Here is a 19,195-nt window from a genome sequence, read left to right as displayed (position 1 = left end):
AAAACCTTCCTTATCTTTTACAAAATGTGTTATATCAAAATATTCAAGTGTCCCTTCCGGTAAAAAATAGCCTAACAATTGTTTTTCCTTTTCCAAAGTTCCTATCCGTTTTAATTTTCCGCAAAACAACTACTTTTCTCCTAAATCCCCCAACTTTTCAACCTGATCCGTTCCAGGCTAAAAAAGAAACAGGACAAGAGGAGAAATTCCGTCTTATCCTGTCTGGTGACCCCGTCAGGATTCAAACCTGAAACCTTTTGATCCGTAGTCAAATGCTCTATTCAATTGAGCTACGGGGCCATTTTTGTACCTATTCACTTGAACCACAAGGGCTATTTTCGTGAATGGGCGGCAAAAATAAACATATTTGCTATTCGCTCCAAAAAAGAAATCAGCTAATTCCCTGATTTTATATCCTTTTACCCGATTTTTTCATCCATTGCCCGTTGCCTCATCCCGTCTGCCGCTCTTTCAGCCTCTCACAGTCCGTTTTTTATAACCGCCTGATATTGCCTAACTTGCACGCTGGCATGCCAAATGCATTTACTCCCTTAAAGGTTCATTATGAAAATTCAATGCTGGTCAGTCGGTAAAAACCATGAATCCTATGTCAAAGAGGGTATAGAGGAATTTACCGCCCGCCTCTCCAAATACTTTCCCGTAGAATGGAACCTCATTCCAACTCCCAAAAATGCCGGTATGCTCAGTGAAATGGACCTCAAAAAAAGAGAGGGCGAAACCATCCTGGAATGGCTTAGAAAAGACGATTACCTGGTGCTGCTCGACGAACGCGGCAAATCGTTCACTTCCCCCGAACTGGCCGATTTTTTACAGGCGCGCGCTAATGAAAGTGTGAAAAACCTTGTTTTCCTCATCGGCGGTGTTTATGGGGTCGATGAAGCCGTTTTTAAAAGAGCTAATATCACCTGGTCGCTCTCGAAACTGGTATTTCCTCACCAACTGGTGCGTTTAATGCTGGCCGAACAATTATACCGGGCCTGCACCATCATCCGGAACGAAAAATATCATCATAGCTAACATTAAATCTCTACCACGAACCACTGCCGGCTGACTACTGATCTTTGTTCGCCTGCTTTGGATCAATGCTTCGTTGATCCTGACCAGTGTTTGCGTGTAAAGGATCTTTTCCTGTCTGCTTTGGTTTGTGTTTGCTTTGCTATGGATCCTTGTTGCGTGTTATTTCATCATTGCAGCTTGCTTTTTTGTTATAACTGCCTGCTATTGCATCCATGCAAACAGTTCCGATGCCATAGTTGGCTGTAATGATCCCATTACAGCCTGAAATGATCATTAAACAGCCTGCAATCTGGTCATTTCAGGTGAATTCTCCTCATTTCAACCGTGCTATGGACCGTTTCCGGCTTAATTTGGATCGTTTCTGCATGTTTTCTCATCATAACAGGTTGTTATTATGTCTTTACCACTTGCAATGATCTCATAACAAGCTGCTACAATGATATAACAGCTTGCAATGATCTCATAACAGGCTGCTTTGATGAAATAACAGCTTGCAACGATGGCATAACAGCCTGCAACGGTGAAATAACACACAGAAATGATTCATTGCAACGTAGATTCGGTTCATTGCAGGCCTGAAACGATGAAATTACAAACCGATTTGTGCAAAACAGCAATACAGAGGCAAGAAATGGTAGTGCTGTAAAATTAAGTGCCTGGCAACCGGTAACCGGCACCTGGTAACCGGTTTATAACAACACATCAAAATAATAGATCCTTTCCCGCTTCGCCGACCCGCCAAAAATACCTAATCCATGTTCGATATTACCTGTGGGAGACACCAGCTGATTCGCAGGTACTGAACCAAAGTCGGTTTTGTATTTTTCGTATAACTTGAGGTAATTGTATAATTCCCTACTTACCGATTTCAATTGTAGCCGCACCCTGCCTTTCTGCCGGGGATCTACAAAGAACTGCTTATCGATAAATACCCGCGTTGTATAGTTAGTACCATTACACATAGCATCTGTAAAAAAGATCCGCCTGAAAGGATTGGTAAGTTCATCGATGCGGGCATTGTCCGACTGATCATCTTCTGTGTACAGATAAAGCCGGGTATATTTATTCAGTCCAACGGTGTCTGTGAGGATCCTGACATCCGGCGTGTTCTTAATTGTTTCGTAAAACGCTTTGCCCGCCTGCGTATCATAACTGTAGCGTTTACCCTGGTAATAGAAAAAGTGATTGTTCCTTACCTGTTCTTTTACCGCTTCAATAATGTAATATTCTTCGTGATCCACTGAATCCTTCCAGGTGATAGTCGCTGAAAGCAGGTCTTTGCCATTGTGATCGGTTGAGGCGGTATCTACCGTTATCAACCGGGGAAATGTTGGTATATGGGTCGATGCCTGTACCAGTCCTAAGGTAGGGTGGTTAATCTCGATCTTATACGTGGTATTGGCCCTGAATCTTTTCTTGCTGGTAAATACCGAGGTTGGATTATTGGCATATTGCAGTGAATAATTAGGTTGCAGGATCCAGCTCATCGCATTGGTTTCGGTAAGCGTTACCGTGGCATCGTTCACTTTTTCAAATCGGATCAGGCTGCCGTTCTCCACCTTGATGGTTTTGCCAATAGGTATTTTCACCGAATCAAACGCCGTGATCTCGGCCAGTACTACCAGTTTGTCGTCTTCAAACTGATCGCTCGAGAAATGCTTTTTACAGGCGCTTAGCAAAAGCACCGCTACAGTAAACCACGTACAATAATTATATGGGAATCTGTTTTTCATTTTAATTAAAATGTCACCGTGTATGCTACATAAGGCGTTACTTTAAAATACTGGTATTTGGTAGTTACCACCAATGACCTTTTGCCCAGCGTACCTTCCAGGTCATACACATACTGACTGGGTGAACCATAAATGTTATAGATGCCTGCTGTTACCCGCGAACGCAAATTCTTTCCCAAACTATGATAATGGCTGGCTGAAACATCGAGCCGGTGATAGGGGAGGGTCCTGTACATTTTTGACAATGACGAATTGTATATCAACCGGTATTCCTTCGGCGCCAGTGGATCTCTGATCTGTTGGGCATCATCAAAGTCCGGATATACCTGGTTGGGCAAACTGTATACATCGCCGGTTGCAAACATCCAGAATGCGGAGAAGCTCCAGTGTTTATTATATTTGAAGGTAGCCGCTGTATTGATCTCATGGCGGCGGTCGTATTTAAAAGGAAATTTCACGCCATTGTTCAGTCCGGCAAAACGCCGCCAGTTCCATGACAAAGTATAACTCAGGTGTAAATACCATTTGTCGGTACATCGCTCTGCTTTTGTTTCCAGTCCGTAACTCCAGCCTTTACCCAGTTGTACACTTTGACCCCAGTCAACCGTATTCAGGAACAGGTTTTTGCCTTCCGCATAATTCGTCACATTCCGCATTTGCTTATAGTATACATCGGCATGCAAGATGAACTTTTTAAAATTGCGGTAACTGTAGCCCAGGTTGATCATATCACTTTCTTCCGGCTGCAGCTCACCTGTACTCGGCACCCAGGCATCACTGTTAATACCCATGTATGGATTGGTTACCATGTGCAGGTATTGCGTCATGTGATTGTATGATACATCCAGCTGATGCCGTTGATCCAGTTTATACACGGCATAAAAGCGCGGCTGCCAGGCCGTGTATTTGAAATCATGATGCTTGTAAAACGAAACGCGCAACCCGGGACGCAAGAACAATCGCTTGTTGGGCCTGAACTCATTTTCATAGAACAGCACCATATCACTGAAGGAGAGTGGTGGAAAAGCATGGAAGTCGCCGGGCCTGTCCATAAATTCAGCAGACACATTGGTGTCGAAAGGTCTGATGCGGGTGTAAGCTGCTTTTCCGCCAACATTGAACCGGATGTTATTGTTCGCTGAGAATTCCAGTGCAGTACGCACGTTGTATTGCTGCATGGATGAGTATGTATTGTATACCCGGTTCTGCACCAGCCGGCCGGTACTGTCATATAAATTATACCGGAAACCGGCAATATTATCGTAGTTGCTTACATTGAAAGAAGAGTTGATGAACGCCCGCGCGCTAAGCAATCTGTTCCAGTTAAGAGTAGCCGCTTTGTTACCCCAGCGTTGCTGGTTGTTGGTATAGTTCTGATGTAACTGCAATTCATCATTCCCTGCATAAGCATTCACCATGATCTTGTCCCTCTTACCAACCCATTGCGTGTACTTCAGATGGAGGTCATAAAATTGAACGCTGATGCCCGATCTGAGCATACGCAGGATCGGGTTGATCCAACTTTGGCGGAAAGAGACCATGATCGATGACCGGTCTTTTTTAACAGGACCTTCCAACGTAAATGAGCCCGCCAGCAAACCTGCATTCGCTTCGCCCTGCCATCGTTGCATATTGCCGTCTTTGGTCATAACGTCTATCACCGATGATAAACCGCCGCCGTACCTGGCCGGAAAATTCTTCCTGTACAGGTACATCGATTTTAAGGAAGTTTTATTGGCAATGGAAAGCGTACCCAGTAAATGCGTGGGGTTGAAGATCGGATTTCCATCCAGCAGAAAGATGTTCTGGTCGGGGCTGCCCCCACGTACGAGCATACCATAAGTGATCTCGGGAATATTCTTCACGCCGGGATCGAGATAGAACGAACGCAAAGCATCTGATTCTCCCAGAATGATGTCATGGGAATTGGCTTCTTTCGAAGCTTTGTTCTCTTCTACTTCAACTGCTGCTGGCACAGCGGTAACAGTCACTTCCTTAATGTCGCTTTTAGGTGCCAGGTGAACATCCATGCGGGTATTCCCTTTCAGCTCGAGCACTATTTTTCGGGTATCGTAACCGGCATAGGATATATAAATAACATTTTTTCCTTCGGGCAGTAACAGCGTATAGTAACCGTGGTTATTGGAGTAGCTGCCCCGCTGCCGGGCCGGGTGCCATACGGTGGCATCGACCAGCGGTTCTCCACTGACGGTTTCTTTAATGATGCCATAAACAGCATACCTGGTAATAAAGAAATCAGCTGGCAATGTAGTGTGGGAAGGAGTAATAATGAGCTTATTATGTTTTTCGAGCAGGTTGATGGCCTGATCCTGTAACACCTGCTGCAATACCGAACCTATGGTGCAGGGCGATCCCTGAAGCGTGATGACCTTGCCCGTATCTAAAAAATTGGCCGCATATTCAATGATAACCGGGCTATGCGAATTGATGTCTTCGAGGAATTGTCGAATGGAGCCCTGCTGGAAAGATGGGGTATAGGAACGGGCAAACAAACCAACCCTTTGCGCCAGGGTCAATTGAAAACTACACAACAGTACAACCAATATACAGAACAGTCTTTTCATGCTATAACTCAAGCTATAGCCCGCAGTTCACCTGTTTTTTTCAAGCCAAGAATTACAAAGAACTAATTTAATTTCGATAAAACAGGATTTTATCCTTTTCTTTTTTCGTTTGCAGGCCGGTGATCAGTTTGATCTCTTCCAGCACCTGTTCTATTGGTTGATTATTGAATTGTACGGTGATATGAATGGATGCTGCCTCGGCTGTTATACCGGGCGCCAGCTCAATGGCAACGCCATAATAGTGCGCAAGATCCTGCAATGCTTTGGGTAGTGGTGCATTGTTAAAAGTAAGCTGACCGGTTTTCCAGGCAATAAAATTTGAATCAGCAACCGGCTCCTGGTAAAAGCGTTCGTTCTGAAATACGGCGCGTTGTCCGCCGGTGAGTAATACGTGGTTGTTCTTTTTGGTGTCTGTAACGTTCACTTTGCCGGTAACCACTACTACTTCGTCTGCAGGCTGCAGGGCATTTACCAGGAAGGAAGTGCCCAGCACTTTTACTTCAGTATGGCCGGTAGTTACAAAAAATGGCTGATGCTCATTATGTTGTACATTAAAGAATGCTTCGCCGTGCAGTTGCACCCGGCGTTCTTTTTTGTCAAAATGCTTTAAATATTTTATAGAACTGCCTTTGCGTACGGTAACAACAGATCGATCGGGCAGGGTGAGCGTTTCGTTTTTGTCGTTTGCCAGAAATGTTAACCATTGGGCCTGCCGGTACCACCAATAACCGCCCAGGGCAATCAGTACCAGTGCCAGTGCAGTAGCAACGGCCTTCGGGGGCGAAGAAAAGAAAGCGATAACGGCATGGAATGGTTCTTTTTTTCGACCGGTTGCCTGAGCGATGGTATTGTCCAGTTTCAGCCAGGCAATGTCTGCATTAAAGGTTGGGTTGGCCAGCAGCGGCCCGCTTTTTTGCCAGATGAGTTTCAGAACCTCGTACTCCTGCTGGCAGGCAGGATCCGATTGCAACCATTGTTGCAATGCCGCCTCTTCGGCTGCCGTTGCCAGGCCTTGCAGTTGTTTTGCAATAAGGTTTACTATGTCTTCTTTTTCGTTCATTCCGTTGGTCCTGTTGTAATAACATTAAATTGTCGGTTACCCCTACTTATGACGTCAAAAACCAGCAAATTATGCACGCAATGATCAGAAATCCCTGTTTTTCCCGGATATAGGCGCGTAAGATCCTGAGCGCTTTACCCATCTGGTTCTCAACTGTTTTAATGGAAATGCCCAATGAATCGCTGATTTGTTTATAGGTGAGGTTACTAACCCGGCTTAACACGAAAACTTCGCGGCATTTGGGCGGCAGGTGCCCGAGCGCATGTTTCAACAGCGTATCAAAATCAGTTTCGTGGGTGGCAGGCACAGGTCGTTCAATGGGTGTTTCAATGCCATCGGGTGTGTTAAACTCACCCAGTATGGTTTTTTGTTTTTTTTCCTGGAAGCTCAGGCAGTTATTACGAACGGCTGTATACAAATACCAGGTGAGCTCTTCAGATCCAATGAGGTTTTGTTTTTTCTCCCAAACCCGCAGAAAGGTTTCCTGAACAATATCCTCACAGCTATGCGGTTCTTTTACGATCGTAAAAGCATATTTGCAAAGCGGTTCGTAATATTTATAGAAGGTTTCCTGGAATCTCCGGTATAATTGTTCAGGCGCCTGCATAACCGTATACGGGAATCATTTCATTAAATGTAATAAAAAGATACAATGGTTAAGATAAAGGACGGCGGCACAAGATACAAGTTACCCGGCAATGTGCAATAATTACATGAAAGCCGTCGCAGCAATACCGTACAACACAAATACATTGTTATGGTATAAAAAGGACCTATATATACAGGTTATCAGCAATCATTGACAATTTTCGCCGATTTTTTTTGGCTGTATGGTTTAATGATCGATATTCGTTCCATCAGTTACACATGCATAAAGGGGATTATTAATAACTGCATATAAATTGCATCGCCCTGGTAGCGCGGACAGGGGGGTGATAAGCACTGAGGAATGAAACATAACTTTCAGGACAAATCTCTTTTACAGGAATTCAGAAGAGGGAATACACATGCGTTCAAGGCCGTATACAATATGTTTTTCCCAAGCCTTTGTTTCTTTGCAAAACGGCTGGTTGACAATGATGGGGAAGGGGAAGACATTGCCGCTGACAGTTTTGTGAAGTTGTTGAACCGGTACGATTCCTTCGATAGTATTCCGAATATTAAGGCATTTTTATACATTACCACCCGCAATGCCTGCCTTAATTACCTGCGCTATACGCAACGGCAACATTCCTCTAAAAGAGAGTTGAATCGTATCCAGGACAAGATCGATGAACATGCATTGAGTCATATAGTTCATGCCGAAGTGCTGCGGGAAGTGGAATTTGAAATTGAACAGCTGCCTAATCGCTGTAAAGAAATATTTAAACTGATCTACTACGAACGCCGGTCGGCCGATGATATCGCCGGGATGCTGGGCATTTCTATCAATACCGTTTGGGTTCAGCGCGCCAAGGCGATCCAGTTAATACGTACCAACCTGTTAAAGAAGGGGATGTTATCTGCTCTCCTATGCTTTTTGACTATCAATAGCGAATCATGAATGGTGAATCGGTGATCTGCAGTTGCCCGTTCCAAGTTACAGGTTTCAGGGCCTTAAAATATATACATCCAACTATTATTCAGCATGCTGCTATGAAGCCCTGGAACCTGCAACATGTAACCTGGACCGCATTCTGGTAAACGGTAACGTGATTTTTGTTAGGACCGCAATTATTTCGACATTCTATAAAGGAAGCTCCCGGAAACGGTGTTTCTATATCAGGCCACATTATGGACACAGCAATAAATTTATCGGGCATGGAAGATGCGGATTATTTTGCTGCGTTGCTGCTGAAGCAGTTACGGCAGGAAATAACCGAAGAAGAACTGCAACACCTGGAAGCGTGGAAGGCAAGTCATCCTTCCTTTGCCGGGGTAGCTGAGTCTGTAAATGATGGCGATCAATTGCTGGCTGATCTGCTGGCCATGAAACAGGTAGACATGGAGGGCTGGTGGCAAAAAATCAGCGATCAGGCAGCAACCATAAAAAAGCCGGTTCCGATCTACCGCCGCTGGTATACCTATGCCGCCGCCGCTGCGGTATTGCTGACAGCAGGCGCCATCACCTGGAAATACATGTCTGCCGAAAAACCGGAATTACCACTGACTGAACAGTACCAACCCGCTTCATTCAATATGGCGCCGGGCGACAATAAAGCAACACTCACCCTGTCGAACGGCAGGGTGCTGCAGGTGGAGGATGCCGCCAATGGAACACTGGCACAGGATGCGAATATGAATGTGGTGAAAGTCGAAGACGGTGTGTTGAAATATGAAGGAACAGGTTTTAATCAACAGGCAGATCAGCAGCTTTGGGCAGCCTGGAATATAGCAACTCCCTATAACAAATTAAGTACGCCGCGGGGCGGTCAGTACAGCCTGCAGCTGCCGGATGGTAGTAAAGTGCGGCTGAATGCAGCTTCTTCAATTACATTTCCTGCTTATTTTTCGGCCGCTGAAAGGCGGGTCAGCATTACCGGAGAAGCTTATTTTGAAGTGGCCGGCCGGGCGTCAGGTGTACCCGCAAGTGATGAGGAAACGGTTCCTTTCATAGTGGATGTTCTTACACCTGCAAGTGAGGCCGCGGCAGGTCCGCTGGCGTCTATAGAAGTGCTGGGAACCAGTTTCAATATTATGGCTTACAGCGATGAAGCTGCTGTTAAAACCACTTTATTAAATGGGAAAATAAAAATATCGGTGCCGGATGTGATGTCAGGTAAAGACACTGCTGTATTACTGCCGGGCCAGCAGGCGCTGATAGCAAAGGCCGGCAAGGTGGCGGGCAGATCGATCAGTGTGACCAGGGCGGAAGATATGGAGGCGGCCTTTGCCTGGAAGAACGGTTATATTTCTTTAAGGAATACCGATCTAAGATCGATCATGCGCATTTTGTCGCGCTGGTATAATGTTGAAATAGGTTATGAAGGTAAAACACCTGATTATAAATTCGGTGGCTCCATTCCCCGCACTGCGAATCTCTCCACAGTAATTAAAACGCTTGAGTACAGCGGCGTTCACTTCAAAATTGAGAAGAACAAAATTATCGTACTGCCTTAATACGCTGAACGCTTAACGCTAAAGGCTTAACGCCAGCCTCCGCTATCGCGGGCAGTCTTTCTGCATTCGGCCTCGCCCTCTTTAATATGCTTAACGCTTAAGGCCTAACGCTTGCCGCCGATGTCCTGGTAGTGTTTCGCCCATTCGGCTTTGCCCGCCGTAGCGTTAGGGTAGGAGAGTCTTCCGCCTTTTGCGTTCCGCGTTTTGCGTTCGGCGTTCGGCGTTTTGCGTTCCGCGTTTTGCCTTTAGCCTTTAGCGTTTAGCGTTCCGCGTTCCGCGTTTAGCGTTTTACGTAAAAAATGCGCCGGTAATGAACATAATGAATAACCGGAATGATGTACGAAAAGGAGCGAGTGATTGAGTTGCCATGCAAACCCTCACAATAGCGTGCATTGGCTGAACCAATTTCCGGTAATTCGAATATGCGATCATTGCCAGCGCAGTAATAGCACTATTCATACAACACCATGATAAACCTTATCTTATGAAATGTAGACATTGTTCTGTTCGTTGCTGCCTGACCCCGAACGAACAACCGCCAGGGCAGGTGATATACGGCTGATAGATAGTGACGGATCGGAACCGGGCTTATACTTATATAACAATTATCATTACCTGATGCAACAATATAAAGTTACATTGTGATCGATACGCCGTCCAAATTTCACAGCTAAAAACATTTTGCCAAAAAATCGAAAAATCAATATTTTTTATAGTAGTATATGTAGTTTGTTAGTTATTCAGTTATTGAGTTATTAAAACCCCGCAATGTGTTTTAACTTATAAACTTAATAACTGAATAACTTAAGCTCTATGAACTTTAAACTTTGAACTTTAAACTATGAACTATTCGTTATGCTCCTTACTTCTCTCCCTCGCCGTTATATGATAATACTTCTTGAACGCCTTTGAGAACGCACTTAAGTTCGTATAACCTACTTCTTCTGCTACCTGTGATACAGAATATCTTTTTCCCGATAACAGCTGCCAGGCTTTTTCCATCCGGATATCGCGCAAATAATCGGCGGGACTGCTATGATACAATTGCTGAAATCCGGTCTTCAATTTATAATCGTTCAATCCCGTCAATTGCGTCAGTTCTTTTATGGTCCATTCCTGTTTCAGGTTCTCTTCCATTTTGGTTCTCGCCAAAAAAATGGCCTGGGCTTCCTGCATGGAAAGCGTTACGGGTTCCCATACCGGGTGTTCAGAAATATTTTCCAGGCACAAATTCAACAAGGTCAGTGACCGTGAATGCAGCGAGGCTGTAGATCGTTTGCCGGATTGTATCAACTGGTGAACATGCGTCAGCAGCGACCGGCTCGCCACCTGGTTCACGGGAACCAGCATGGCCGGCTGCTGGTGCAAAACTTTTTTCTGAAATTCATTCATCAACACTAAAGGTGGCAGTTTCTGCGAAAGCACATACACGGGAAAATGTATGTCGATGGAAAAATACACACCCGCATTTTGAAAATACAGCCGGTTATTCTGAAAAGGAATGTACAGTAAATTATAGCCCTGTTCATAGAACACCAGGTTGCCCAGTCCTTCCATGTGATATTGAATATGATTGATGAGGTGAAAACGCAGCTTTAATAAAGGCTCAAACTCCATCATAGTGAATGTGCTGGCCCGGTTCAACACAAAATGTTGCAGGCGGATGAATATCCCATTACTCTGGATCTGCTGAAACAATACATGTCCGAAGGACCCCGAAGCCGAAACAGACGTCGCTCCCGGAACCAGGTATTCGTTCAGTGAATTTGGAAGTTGATCAGTAAACGCCAGTTCTTTTAAATTATCAGCAATCAGTTTTATTTGCATACCTACCTATGATTTAATGGGCTATTTCTCCAATAATGCGATGGCATGCAGGCGTAACATAGCAAACACGCTAACAGCGGAACTGTTATGTGATCTGAATGAACAATCAACCTGTGAATGATAACCAACAGGCGAACACCTGATGCAGAACGTTAGTAATATTTCCGGTATGCAGTGCGATCATCAGGCCCTTTGTGGGGATGTTGTAGGTATGCTATATATGCATGAAGAGAACGCTACTGCACCGACTAAAGGTAAGGGAATTTTTAACCAATCAATTATGAAATCAGCTTTAAAATTTTGTAAATAGTTATATCGTTTTCACCTATCCCTCAGGCATATAGTGCAGTTGCAGCAGCAGATCGGTGCCCGATGGCACTGCGGTTGTCCATTCGCGTGTATTGGATATTTGCTGCCGCACATGGACGTCCGATGGCAAGGGGTTTATTCGCAAACTGTTCACGATGGTTGCAGCTATGCCTGCCCGGTTAAAGGAGTCTTCCGCTCAGGCGTACAATTGCAGGAACAGCAGCGTGCCTGGTTAAAGGTCTTCCGCTCAGGCGTACAATTGCAGGAACAGCAGCGTGCCTGGTTTAAAGCGGTCTTCCGCTCAGGCGTACAATTGCAGGAACAGCAGCGTGCCTGGTTTAAAGCGGGTCTTCCGCTCAGGCGTACAATTGCAGGAACAGCAGCGTGCCTGGTTTAAAGCGGGTCTTCCGCTCAAGCGTACAGTTGCAACAGCAGCAGCGCACCCGTTAAAGCGGGTCTTCCGCTCAGGCACACAGTTGCAACAGCCGCAGCCCACCCGAATGCAGCGAGCCTATTCACCATTCACCATTGACCATTGACCATTGACCATTGACCATTCATCAGTCACCACCTTTATCCATTCCCTGACTTTTTTTAAAAAAATTTCTTTCCTAAGTATTTTTACTAAAAAAACATGGTGACCGACTGGCCATCGACAACGTTCAACTGCCCATGGTTACACGATGTACAGGAGCCTTTTTCCGAAAATGCAGGTCATTTATATGAGTGAATTTTGTAATTTTTATTGGCGCGTGGCCCCGTAATTAAATAGAGGGGTTTACAAGCTTACGATATTATTCCACATGATCGTTTGGGTAATGCTTTGCCCAATTTGGGGTTGCATGGCCTGGATGGGGCGATTTGTGTAGTTTTTTCTTAACTGTTTATGAAAAAAACGGAGCAATTGCTGTATGAAATATTATAAAAAAAACGGAACGCCGTTTGAGACAAAATACGGCGTTATTGTACCGTGCATGTCTCCTGATGTTCAACATCGAAAACTGGCCGACCTGCCTCAGTACGATCCCTCGAATACCATGTTCCTAATTTTAAAAGTAAATACTAAAAATACCTGATTATGGCGCGTTCAAAACCCAGTACTACTCGCTCAAACCGGCAAGATGTAGCAGCGGCGGTGCCTGCCAGTGGAAAGATCACTTCAGCCAAGAAAAAAGCCAAAATAATCGATGAGGATGAAAGCGAAATCACCCAGCGTCAGCTGAATGGTTTACTCGATTCCCGTGAGCTCCTGCATGTGCTCACCCAGGTGAAGAACGGCAACTTCAGTGTGCGCATGCCCATCGACCAGGTTGGCCTGAGCGGCAAGATCTGCGATACGCTCAATGAGATCATTTCGCTGAATGAAAAGATGATGATGGAGTTCACCCGTGCCGGTAATACCATTGGTAAGCAGGGTAGGTTGAACCAGCGTATTGAACTGCCCAATGCCCGTGGCGCCTGGCGTACCGGGGTTGAATCGCTTAATATTCTTATCTCCGACCTGGTGCATCCTACCATCGAGATCGCGGATGTGATCAGCTCGGTGGCAAAAGGAAACCTGTCGAAAGAAATGCCGCTCGAGATCGGCGGCCACGTATTGCAGGGAGAGTTCGCCACTATTGCCAAAGAGGTGAATGACATGGTGAAACAGCTGAACCTGTTCTCCATGGAGGTAACCCGTGTGGCGCGTGAAGTTGGTTCAGAAGGTAAACTGGGCGGACAGGCCAAGGTAAAAGGTGTAGGCGGGGTTTGGAAAGACCTTACCGACTCGGTGAACCAGATGGCCAGTAACCTTACCGTTCAGGTGCGTAACATCGCCGAAGTGACCACAGCCGTGGCGAAAGGCGACCTGTCGAAAAAGATCACCGTAGACGTTAAAGGCGAGATCCTGGAGCTGAAGAATACCATCAACACGATGGTGGACCAGCTGAACTCCTTCTCCAGTGAGGTAACCCGTGTGGCGCTGGAAGTAGGTACCGAAGGTAAACTGGGCGGCCAGGCACAGGTGAAAGGGGTGGCCGGTACCTGGAAAGACCTTACCGATTCGGTGAACCAGATGGCCAGTAACCTTACCGGCCAGGTGCGTAACATCGCCGAGGTGACCACCGCGGTGGCGAAGGGTGACCTTAGCCGTAAGATCACGGTGGACGTAAAAGGAGAGATCCTTGAATTGAAAAATACCATCAATACCATGGTGGACCAGCTGAACTCCTTCTCGGCCGAGGTAACGCGTGTGGCGCGTGAAGTAGGTTCGGAAGGTAAGCTGGGCGGCCAGGCAAAAATAAAAGGGGTAGGCGGGGTTTGGAAAGACCTTACCGACTCGGTGAACCAGATGGCCAGTAACCTTACCGGCCAGGTGCGTAATATCGCCGAGGTAACCACTGCGGTGGCGAAAGGTGACCTTAGCCGTAAGATCACGGTGGACGTGCGCGGTGAGATCCTCGAGCTCAAGAATACCATCAACACGATGGTTGACCAGCTGAACTCTTTCTCCAGTGAGGTAACCCGTGTGGCGCTGGAAGTAGGTACCGAAGGTAAACTGGGTGGCCAGGCGCAGGTAAAAGGCGTGGCCGGTACCTGGAAAGACCTTACCGACTCGGTGAACGGTATGGCCAGTAACCTTACCGGCCAGGTACGTAACATCGCCGAGGTAACCACAGCGGTAGCGAAAGGTGACCTTAGCCGTAAGATCACGGTAGACGTGCGCGGTGAGATCCTGGAGCTGAAGAATACCATCAACACGATGGTGGACCAGCTGAACTCATTCGGTTCGGAAGTAACGCGTGTGGCGCGTGAAGTGGGTTCGGAAGGAAAACTCGGCGGCCAGGCCGACGTACCCGGTGTAGGTGGAACCTGGAAAGACTTAACGGATAGTGTAAATAAAATGGCGAGTAACCTTACCGGCCAGGTGCGTAACATTGCTGAAGTTACCACCGCGGTGGCGAATGGTGACCTTAGCCGCAAGATCGATGTGGATGTAAAAGGCGAGATCCTCGAGTTGAAGAACACCATCAATACGATGGTGGATCAGCTCCGGGGTTTTGCGTCGGAAGTAACACGTGTGGCGCGTGAGGTAGGCTCGGAAGGTAAACTCGGTGGCCAGGCCGAAGTACGCGGTGTGGCCGGAACCTGGAAAGACCTTACCGACTCGGTGAACATGATGGCCAGCAACCTTACCGGCCAGGTGCGTAACATTGCCGAGGTGACCACCGCGGTGGCAAAGGGTGACCTTAGCCGAAAGATCACGGTGGATGTACGCGGCGAGATCCTCGAATTGAAAAATACCATCAATACGATGGTGGACCAGCTCAACGGTTTCGCTTCGGAGGTAACGCGTGTGGCTCGTGAAGTAGGTTCCGAAGGTAAACTGGGCGGTCAGGCCGACGTACCGGGTGTAGCTGGTACCTGGAAAGACCTTACCGACTCTGTAAATAAAATGGCGAGTAACCTTACCTCGCAGGTGCGTAACATCGCTGAAGTTACTACCGCGGTGGCGAATGGTGACCTCAGCCGCAAGATCGATGTGAACGTAAAAGGCGAGATCCTCGAGTTGAAGAATACCATCAATACGATGGTGGATCAGCTGCGCGGATTTGCTTCGGAAGTAACGCGTGTAGCGCGTGAAGTGGGTACGGAAGGTAAACTGGGTGGACAGGCCAACGTGCCTGGTGTGGCCGGAACCTGGAAAGACCTTACCGACTCGGTGAACCAGATGGCCGGTAACCTTACCGCCCAGGTGCGTAACATTGCCGAGGTGGCCATTGCGGTGGCGAACGGCGACATGTCGAAAAAAATTACGGTGGACGTACGCGGTGAGATCCTGCAATTGAAAGAAACGCTGAACACGATGGTGGACCAGCTGCGTGCCTTCGCTTCGGAAGTAACCCGTGTGGCGCGTGAGGTAGGTACCGATGGTAAACTGGGCGGACAGGCGTTTGTGCCTGGTGTGGCCGGAACGTGGAAAGACCTTACCGACTCCGTGAACCAGATGACCGGTAACCTTACCGACCAGGTGCGTAACATTGCCGAGGTGACCAAGGCTGTGGCCAGTGGTGACCTGTCGAAAACAGTGGCCATCGACGTAAAAGGCGAGATCCTTGATCTGAAAAATACCATCAACACCATGGTGGACCAGTTGCGCGGATTTGCTTCGGAAGTAACGCGTGTGGCCCGTGAAGTAGGTACCGAAGGTAAACTGGGTGGTCAGGCCGAAGTACGGGGTGTGGCCGGAACCTGGAAAGACCTTACCGATAGTGTGAACATGATGGCGAGTAACCTTACCAACCAGGTGCGGGGTATCGCTAAAGTGGTAACGGCGGTGGCAACCGGTAACCTGAAACAAAAATTGACCATTGTATCGCGCGGTGAAGTAGCACAGCTGATCGATACCATCAACGAAATGATCGATACGCTGGCCACCTTTGCCGACCAGGTAACTACCGTGGCCCGTGAGGTGGGTGTTGAAGGCCGTTTGGGCGGTCAGGCCAGTGTACCCGGTGCAAGCGGTATCTGGAAGAACCTTACCGAGAACGTGAACCAGCTGGCGCAGAACCTGACCACGCAGGTGCGCTCGATCTCAGAGGTGGCATCGGCGGTAACGAAAGGTGACCTTACCCGAACCATTCGCGTAGAAGCAAAAGGGGAGGTGGAAGCGTTGAAAGATACCATCAACCAGATGATCACCAACCTGCGGGAGACCACCTTACGTAACCAGGAGCAGGACTGGCTGAAATCGAACCTGGCCAAATTCGGTCAGATGTTGCAGGGCCAGCGCGATCTGAAAACGGTAACACAAAAGATCTTATCAGAGCTGGCGCGGGTAGTAAGTGCGCACTTCGGCGCTTTCTATATCCTGAAACAGGAAGAAGATACCCAGAATGTAAAACTGAGCCTGTTTGCCGCTTATGGATATAAATCAGACAAGAACATTGTAACAGAATTCTCTATCGGCGAAGGGCTGGTAGGGCAGGTGGCCTTCGAAAAAGAACGGATCATCCTTTCCAATGTACCGGCCAACTATATCCGCATCAACTCTGCCTTAGGAAAAGCCAAACCGGCCAATGTGATCATTCAGCCGGTATTGTTCGAGAACAACGTGAAAGCGGTTATCGAGCTGGCTTCGCTGGATACGTTCAGCCAGACCCACCTCGACTTCCTGAGCCAGTTAACCGAAAGTATCGGTATCGTATTGAACACCATCGAGGCGAATACCCGTACGGAAGAACTGCTGGCCCAGTCGCAATCGCTGGCCGGTGAGTTGAAAGTGCAACAGGAAGAGCTGCGCAGAACGAACGATGAGCTGCAGGATAAAGCCCTGTTGCTGGTGAAACAAAAGAACGAAGTGGAGGCGAAGAACAAGGAGGTGGAAGAAGCCCGCCGCTCGCTGGAAGAAAAAGCTGAACAGCTAACGCTTACGTCGAAGTATAAATCAGAGTTCCTGGCGAATATGTCGCATGAGCTGCGTACGCCATTGAACAGTTTGCTCATCCTGGCGCAGCAACTGTATGAAAATGCCGAAGGCAATTTAACGGAGAAGCAGATCCGGTATGCGAAGACCATTCACTCCTGCGGCGATGACCTCATTCAGCTGATCAATGACATTCTCGATCTGTCGAAGATCGAATCAGGGTTCATTACCGCCAACATTGCGCCGGTACGCTTCTTCGAGATCACTTCCTTTGTGGAAACCACCTTCAAACCAATTGCAGAAGCGCGTCATTTACGCTTTACTATAGAAACAGATACCAGGCTGCCGGAAACCATGGAGACCGATATACAACGGTTGAACCAGATCCTGAAGAACCTGTTATCAAACTCCTTCAAGTTTACCGAAAAAGGAGAGGTGAAGCTGAAGATCTACGAAGCCAACCGCAACTGGAAACCGGGCAACGCATCCCTGGATACGGCCCAGCGCGTGGTTGCTTTTGCCATCAGCGATACCGGTATCGGTATTCCGCTCGAAAAACAAAGCATCATCTTTGAGGCCTTCCAGCAGGCAGAAGGAAGCACCAGCCGTAAATATGGCGGAACCGGTCTGGGTTTGTCCATCAGCCGCGGTTTAACGGAACTGTTAGGCGGTACCATTGAGCTCGACAGTCAGCCGGGTCAGGGAAGTACATTCACCCTGTTCCTGCCCATAGAAAATGTTTCCGGCGTAGTAACCCGCGAAGCGCCGGCCAACCTGTCGGAATACCAGTACCAGCTGAGCACGGAAAGCGGTGAAATAGATACCCTGCTCAATTCGATCAGGGTTACTGGTGAGAGCTCGGAAGCAGGCGGCTTGCATATCGTAAATGAAATGATCAATGATACCGGTGACGACCGCAATAATGTACAGCCGAACGAAAAGGCGATCCTGATCGTGGAAGATGATATCCGGTTTGGAAAGATCATTATCGAAAAAGCGCATCAGTATGGACTGAAAGCTATTGTAGCTACCAACTATATTGAAGTCTTCGACTTTATCAACCGGTTTACACCTATTGCCATCACGCTCGATGTGAAGCTGCCTGATACCAGCGGCTGGAAGGTGATGGAGCTGTTGCGTAATGACCTCAGCTACCGGCATATCCCCATTCACCTCATTTCGGGTGAAGAGAACCGGGCACTGGCATTAAAACGAGGCGCCCGCAGTTTCCGGTTGAAACCACTGGATAATGAATCGCTCAACGACCTGTTCGATGATATTGTGGCCTTTAACAAAAAAGAGGTTAAACAGATCCTCGTGGTGGAAGATAATGAAGTGGATTCATCGCAGATCGTCAAATTGCTGAATTCCGATAATATGCAGGTAACGCTGGCCGAAACCGGTGAAAAAGCCATGCATGAGATCAACAGTAAGGATTTCGATTGCATTATCCTGGATTATTCCCTGCCCGATCTGCCGGGCCATGAGCTCGTAAACCAGGTGGCGGAAAGTAAACCCAGGCTCACGCCGATAATTATGTATTCTGCCAAAGAATTCAATAAAAAGGAATTGCAGCAGCTGAACAATGTATCCAGTAAGATCCTGTTGAAAGGGGTCAATTCACTGGAGCACCTGTTGGAAGAGACCGTGCTGCACCTGCATATCAACCATAAAGACCTGCAGGCTGAAAAACGCAAGATCATAGAGAATATCCGGAAAAAGGAAGATATCCTTACCGGCAAAAATATTCTGGTCGTGGATGACGATGTACGCAATTTGTTCGCACTAACAACCGTATTTGAGCGTTATAACATAAATGTGATCACGGCCGAGAGTGGAAAGGAGGCCATTAATATTATCCGGGACGACAACCCGAAAATTGATATGGTGCTGATGGATATTATGATGCCCGAAATGGACGGTTATGAGACCACGCAAAAAATACGGCGCGAACATAAGAACAGTACTTTGCCAATTATAGCTGTTACGGCAAAAGCGATGAAAGGCGACAGGCAGAAATGTATTGAGGCAGGAGCGTCGGATTATATTACCAAACCATTGAAAATAGATCAATTGCTGTCACTGATGAGGGTATGGTTCTATAAGTAATCAGCCAATTAGCCAATTAGCAAAATAG

10 protein-coding genes and 1 tRNA gene are annotated in these 19,195 nt (G+C 47.3%); 5 read left to right on the top strand and 6 right to left on the bottom strand.

Annotated elements, in window-relative coordinates; genetic code table 11:
• Positions 1 to 223: 223 nt before the first annotated feature.
• Positions 224 to 300 (bottom strand) — tRNA-Arg (locus JUB15_RS26980).
• A 264-nt stretch (positions 301 to 564) separates the two neighbouring features.
• Here JUB15_RS26980 and JUB15_RS26975 point away from each other — a divergent pair.
• Positions 565 to 1,038, top strand: a complete 474-nt coding sequence (locus tag JUB15_RS26975) for a 23S rRNA (pseudouridine(1915)-N(3))-methyltransferase RlmH (RefSeq protein ID WP_207515776.1) — start codon at positions 565 to 567, stop codon at positions 1,036 to 1,038.
• A 689-nt stretch (positions 1,039 to 1,727) separates the two neighbouring features.
• Here the strand turns inward: JUB15_RS26975 and JUB15_RS26970 are convergent.
• The 4 genes from JUB15_RS26970 to JUB15_RS26955 form a co-directional block, all read right to left on the bottom strand.
• On the bottom strand, positions 1,728 to 2,771 hold the full coding sequence (locus JUB15_RS26970) for a DUF4249 domain-containing protein (protein WP_207515775.1): 1,044 nt from the start codon (positions 2,769 to 2,771) through the stop codon (positions 1,728 to 1,730).
• Between the two features lie 5 nt (positions 2,772 to 2,776).
• Positions 2,777 to 5,356, bottom strand: coding sequence for a TonB-dependent receptor (locus JUB15_RS26965; RefSeq protein WP_207515774.1), 2,580 nt, complete (start codon positions 5,354 to 5,356; stop codon positions 2,777 to 2,779).
• Between the two features lie 67 nt (positions 5,357 to 5,423).
• Complete coding sequence (locus tag JUB15_RS26960; protein WP_207515773.1) at positions 5,424 to 6,416, bottom strand: FecR family protein; 993 nt, start codon at positions 6,414 to 6,416, stop codon at positions 5,424 to 5,426.
• A gap of 46 nt (positions 6,417 to 6,462) precedes the next feature.
• Positions 6,463 to 7,023, bottom strand: coding sequence for an RNA polymerase sigma-70 factor (locus JUB15_RS26955; RefSeq protein ID WP_207515772.1), 561 nt, complete (start codon positions 7,021 to 7,023; stop codon positions 6,463 to 6,465).
• Between the two features lie 342 nt (positions 7,024 to 7,365).
• Here JUB15_RS26955 and JUB15_RS26950 point away from each other — a divergent pair, with 342 nt between their 5' ends.
• The gene (locus JUB15_RS26950) at positions 7,366 to 7,959 is read left to right on the top strand and encodes an RNA polymerase sigma factor (protein WP_207515771.1); all 594 of its coding nucleotides are present in this window, start codon (positions 7,366 to 7,368) and stop codon (positions 7,957 to 7,959) included.
• 230 nt (positions 7,960 to 8,189) lie between these two features.
• A complete protein-coding gene (locus tag JUB15_RS26945; protein ID WP_207515770.1) occupies positions 8,190 to 9,515 on the top strand; it encodes a FecR family protein in 1,326 nt (441 codons plus the stop codon).
• 846 nt (positions 9,516 to 10,361) lie between these two features.
• Here the strand turns inward: JUB15_RS26945 and JUB15_RS26940 are convergent.
• Positions 10,362 to 11,342, bottom strand: a complete 981-nt coding sequence (locus JUB15_RS26940; RefSeq protein WP_207515769.1) for a helix-turn-helix transcriptional regulator — start codon at positions 11,340 to 11,342, stop codon at positions 10,362 to 10,364.
• A gap of 421 nt (positions 11,343 to 11,763) precedes the next feature.
• On the opposite strand from JUB15_RS26940, the gene JUB15_RS26935 reads away from it, so the two are divergent.
• Both JUB15_RS26935 and JUB15_RS26930 read left to right on the top strand, forming a co-directional pair.
• Positions 11,764 to 12,048, top strand: coding sequence for a hypothetical protein (locus JUB15_RS26935; protein ID WP_207515768.1), 285 nt, complete (start codon positions 11,764 to 11,766; stop codon positions 12,046 to 12,048).
• 681 nt (positions 12,049 to 12,729) lie between these two features.
• The gene (locus JUB15_RS26930; RefSeq protein ID WP_207515767.1) at positions 12,730 to 19,167 is read left to right on the top strand and encodes a HAMP domain-containing protein; all 6,438 of its coding nucleotides are present in this window, start codon (positions 12,730 to 12,732) and stop codon (positions 19,165 to 19,167) included.
• Positions 19,168 to 19,195: the final 28 nt, after the last annotated feature.

This window comes from Longitalea luteola, assembly GCF_017356035.1.
Taxonomy (GTDB): domain Bacteria; phylum Bacteroidota; class Bacteroidia; order Chitinophagales; family Chitinophagaceae; genus Niastella; species Niastella luteola.
The sequence above is the reverse complement of the archived record's forward strand: the minus strand, read 5'-3'. Positions and strand labels throughout refer to the sequence as shown.

Excerpts from the sequence above, each read along its gene's own strand:
- JUB15_RS26975 (WP_207515776.1), top strand. The coding sequence starts at position 565 with ATGAAAATTCAATGCTGGTCAGTCGGTAAAAACCATGAATCCTATGTC.
- JUB15_RS26970 (WP_207515775.1), bottom strand. The coding sequence starts at position 2,771 with ATGAAAAACAGATTCCCATATAATTATTGTACGTGGTTTACTGTAGCG.
- JUB15_RS26965 (WP_207515774.1), bottom strand. The coding sequence starts at position 5,356 with ATGAAAAGACTGTTCTGTATATTGGTTGTACTGTTGTGTAGTTTTCAA.
- JUB15_RS26960 (WP_207515773.1), bottom strand. The coding sequence starts at position 6,416 with ATGAACGAAAAAGAAGACATAGTAAACCTTATTGCAAAACAACTGCAA.
- JUB15_RS26955 (WP_207515772.1), bottom strand. The coding sequence starts at position 7,023 with ATGCAGGCGCCTGAACAATTATACCGGAGATTCCAGGAAACCTTCTAT.
- JUB15_RS26950 (WP_207515771.1), top strand. The coding sequence starts at position 7,366 with ATGAAACATAACTTTCAGGACAAATCTCTTTTACAGGAATTCAGAAGA.
- JUB15_RS26945 (WP_207515770.1), top strand. The coding sequence starts at position 8,190 with ATGGACACAGCAATAAATTTATCGGGCATGGAAGATGCGGATTATTTT.
- JUB15_RS26940 (WP_207515769.1), bottom strand. The coding sequence starts at position 11,342 with ATGCAAATAAAACTGATTGCTGATAATTTAAAAGAACTGGCGTTTACT.
- JUB15_RS26935 (WP_207515768.1), top strand. The coding sequence starts at position 11,764 with ATGGACGTCCGATGGCAAGGGGTTTATTCGCAAACTGTTCACGATGGT.
- JUB15_RS26930 (WP_207515767.1), top strand. The coding sequence starts at position 12,730 with ATGGCGCGTTCAAAACCCAGTACTACTCGCTCAAACCGGCAAGATGTA.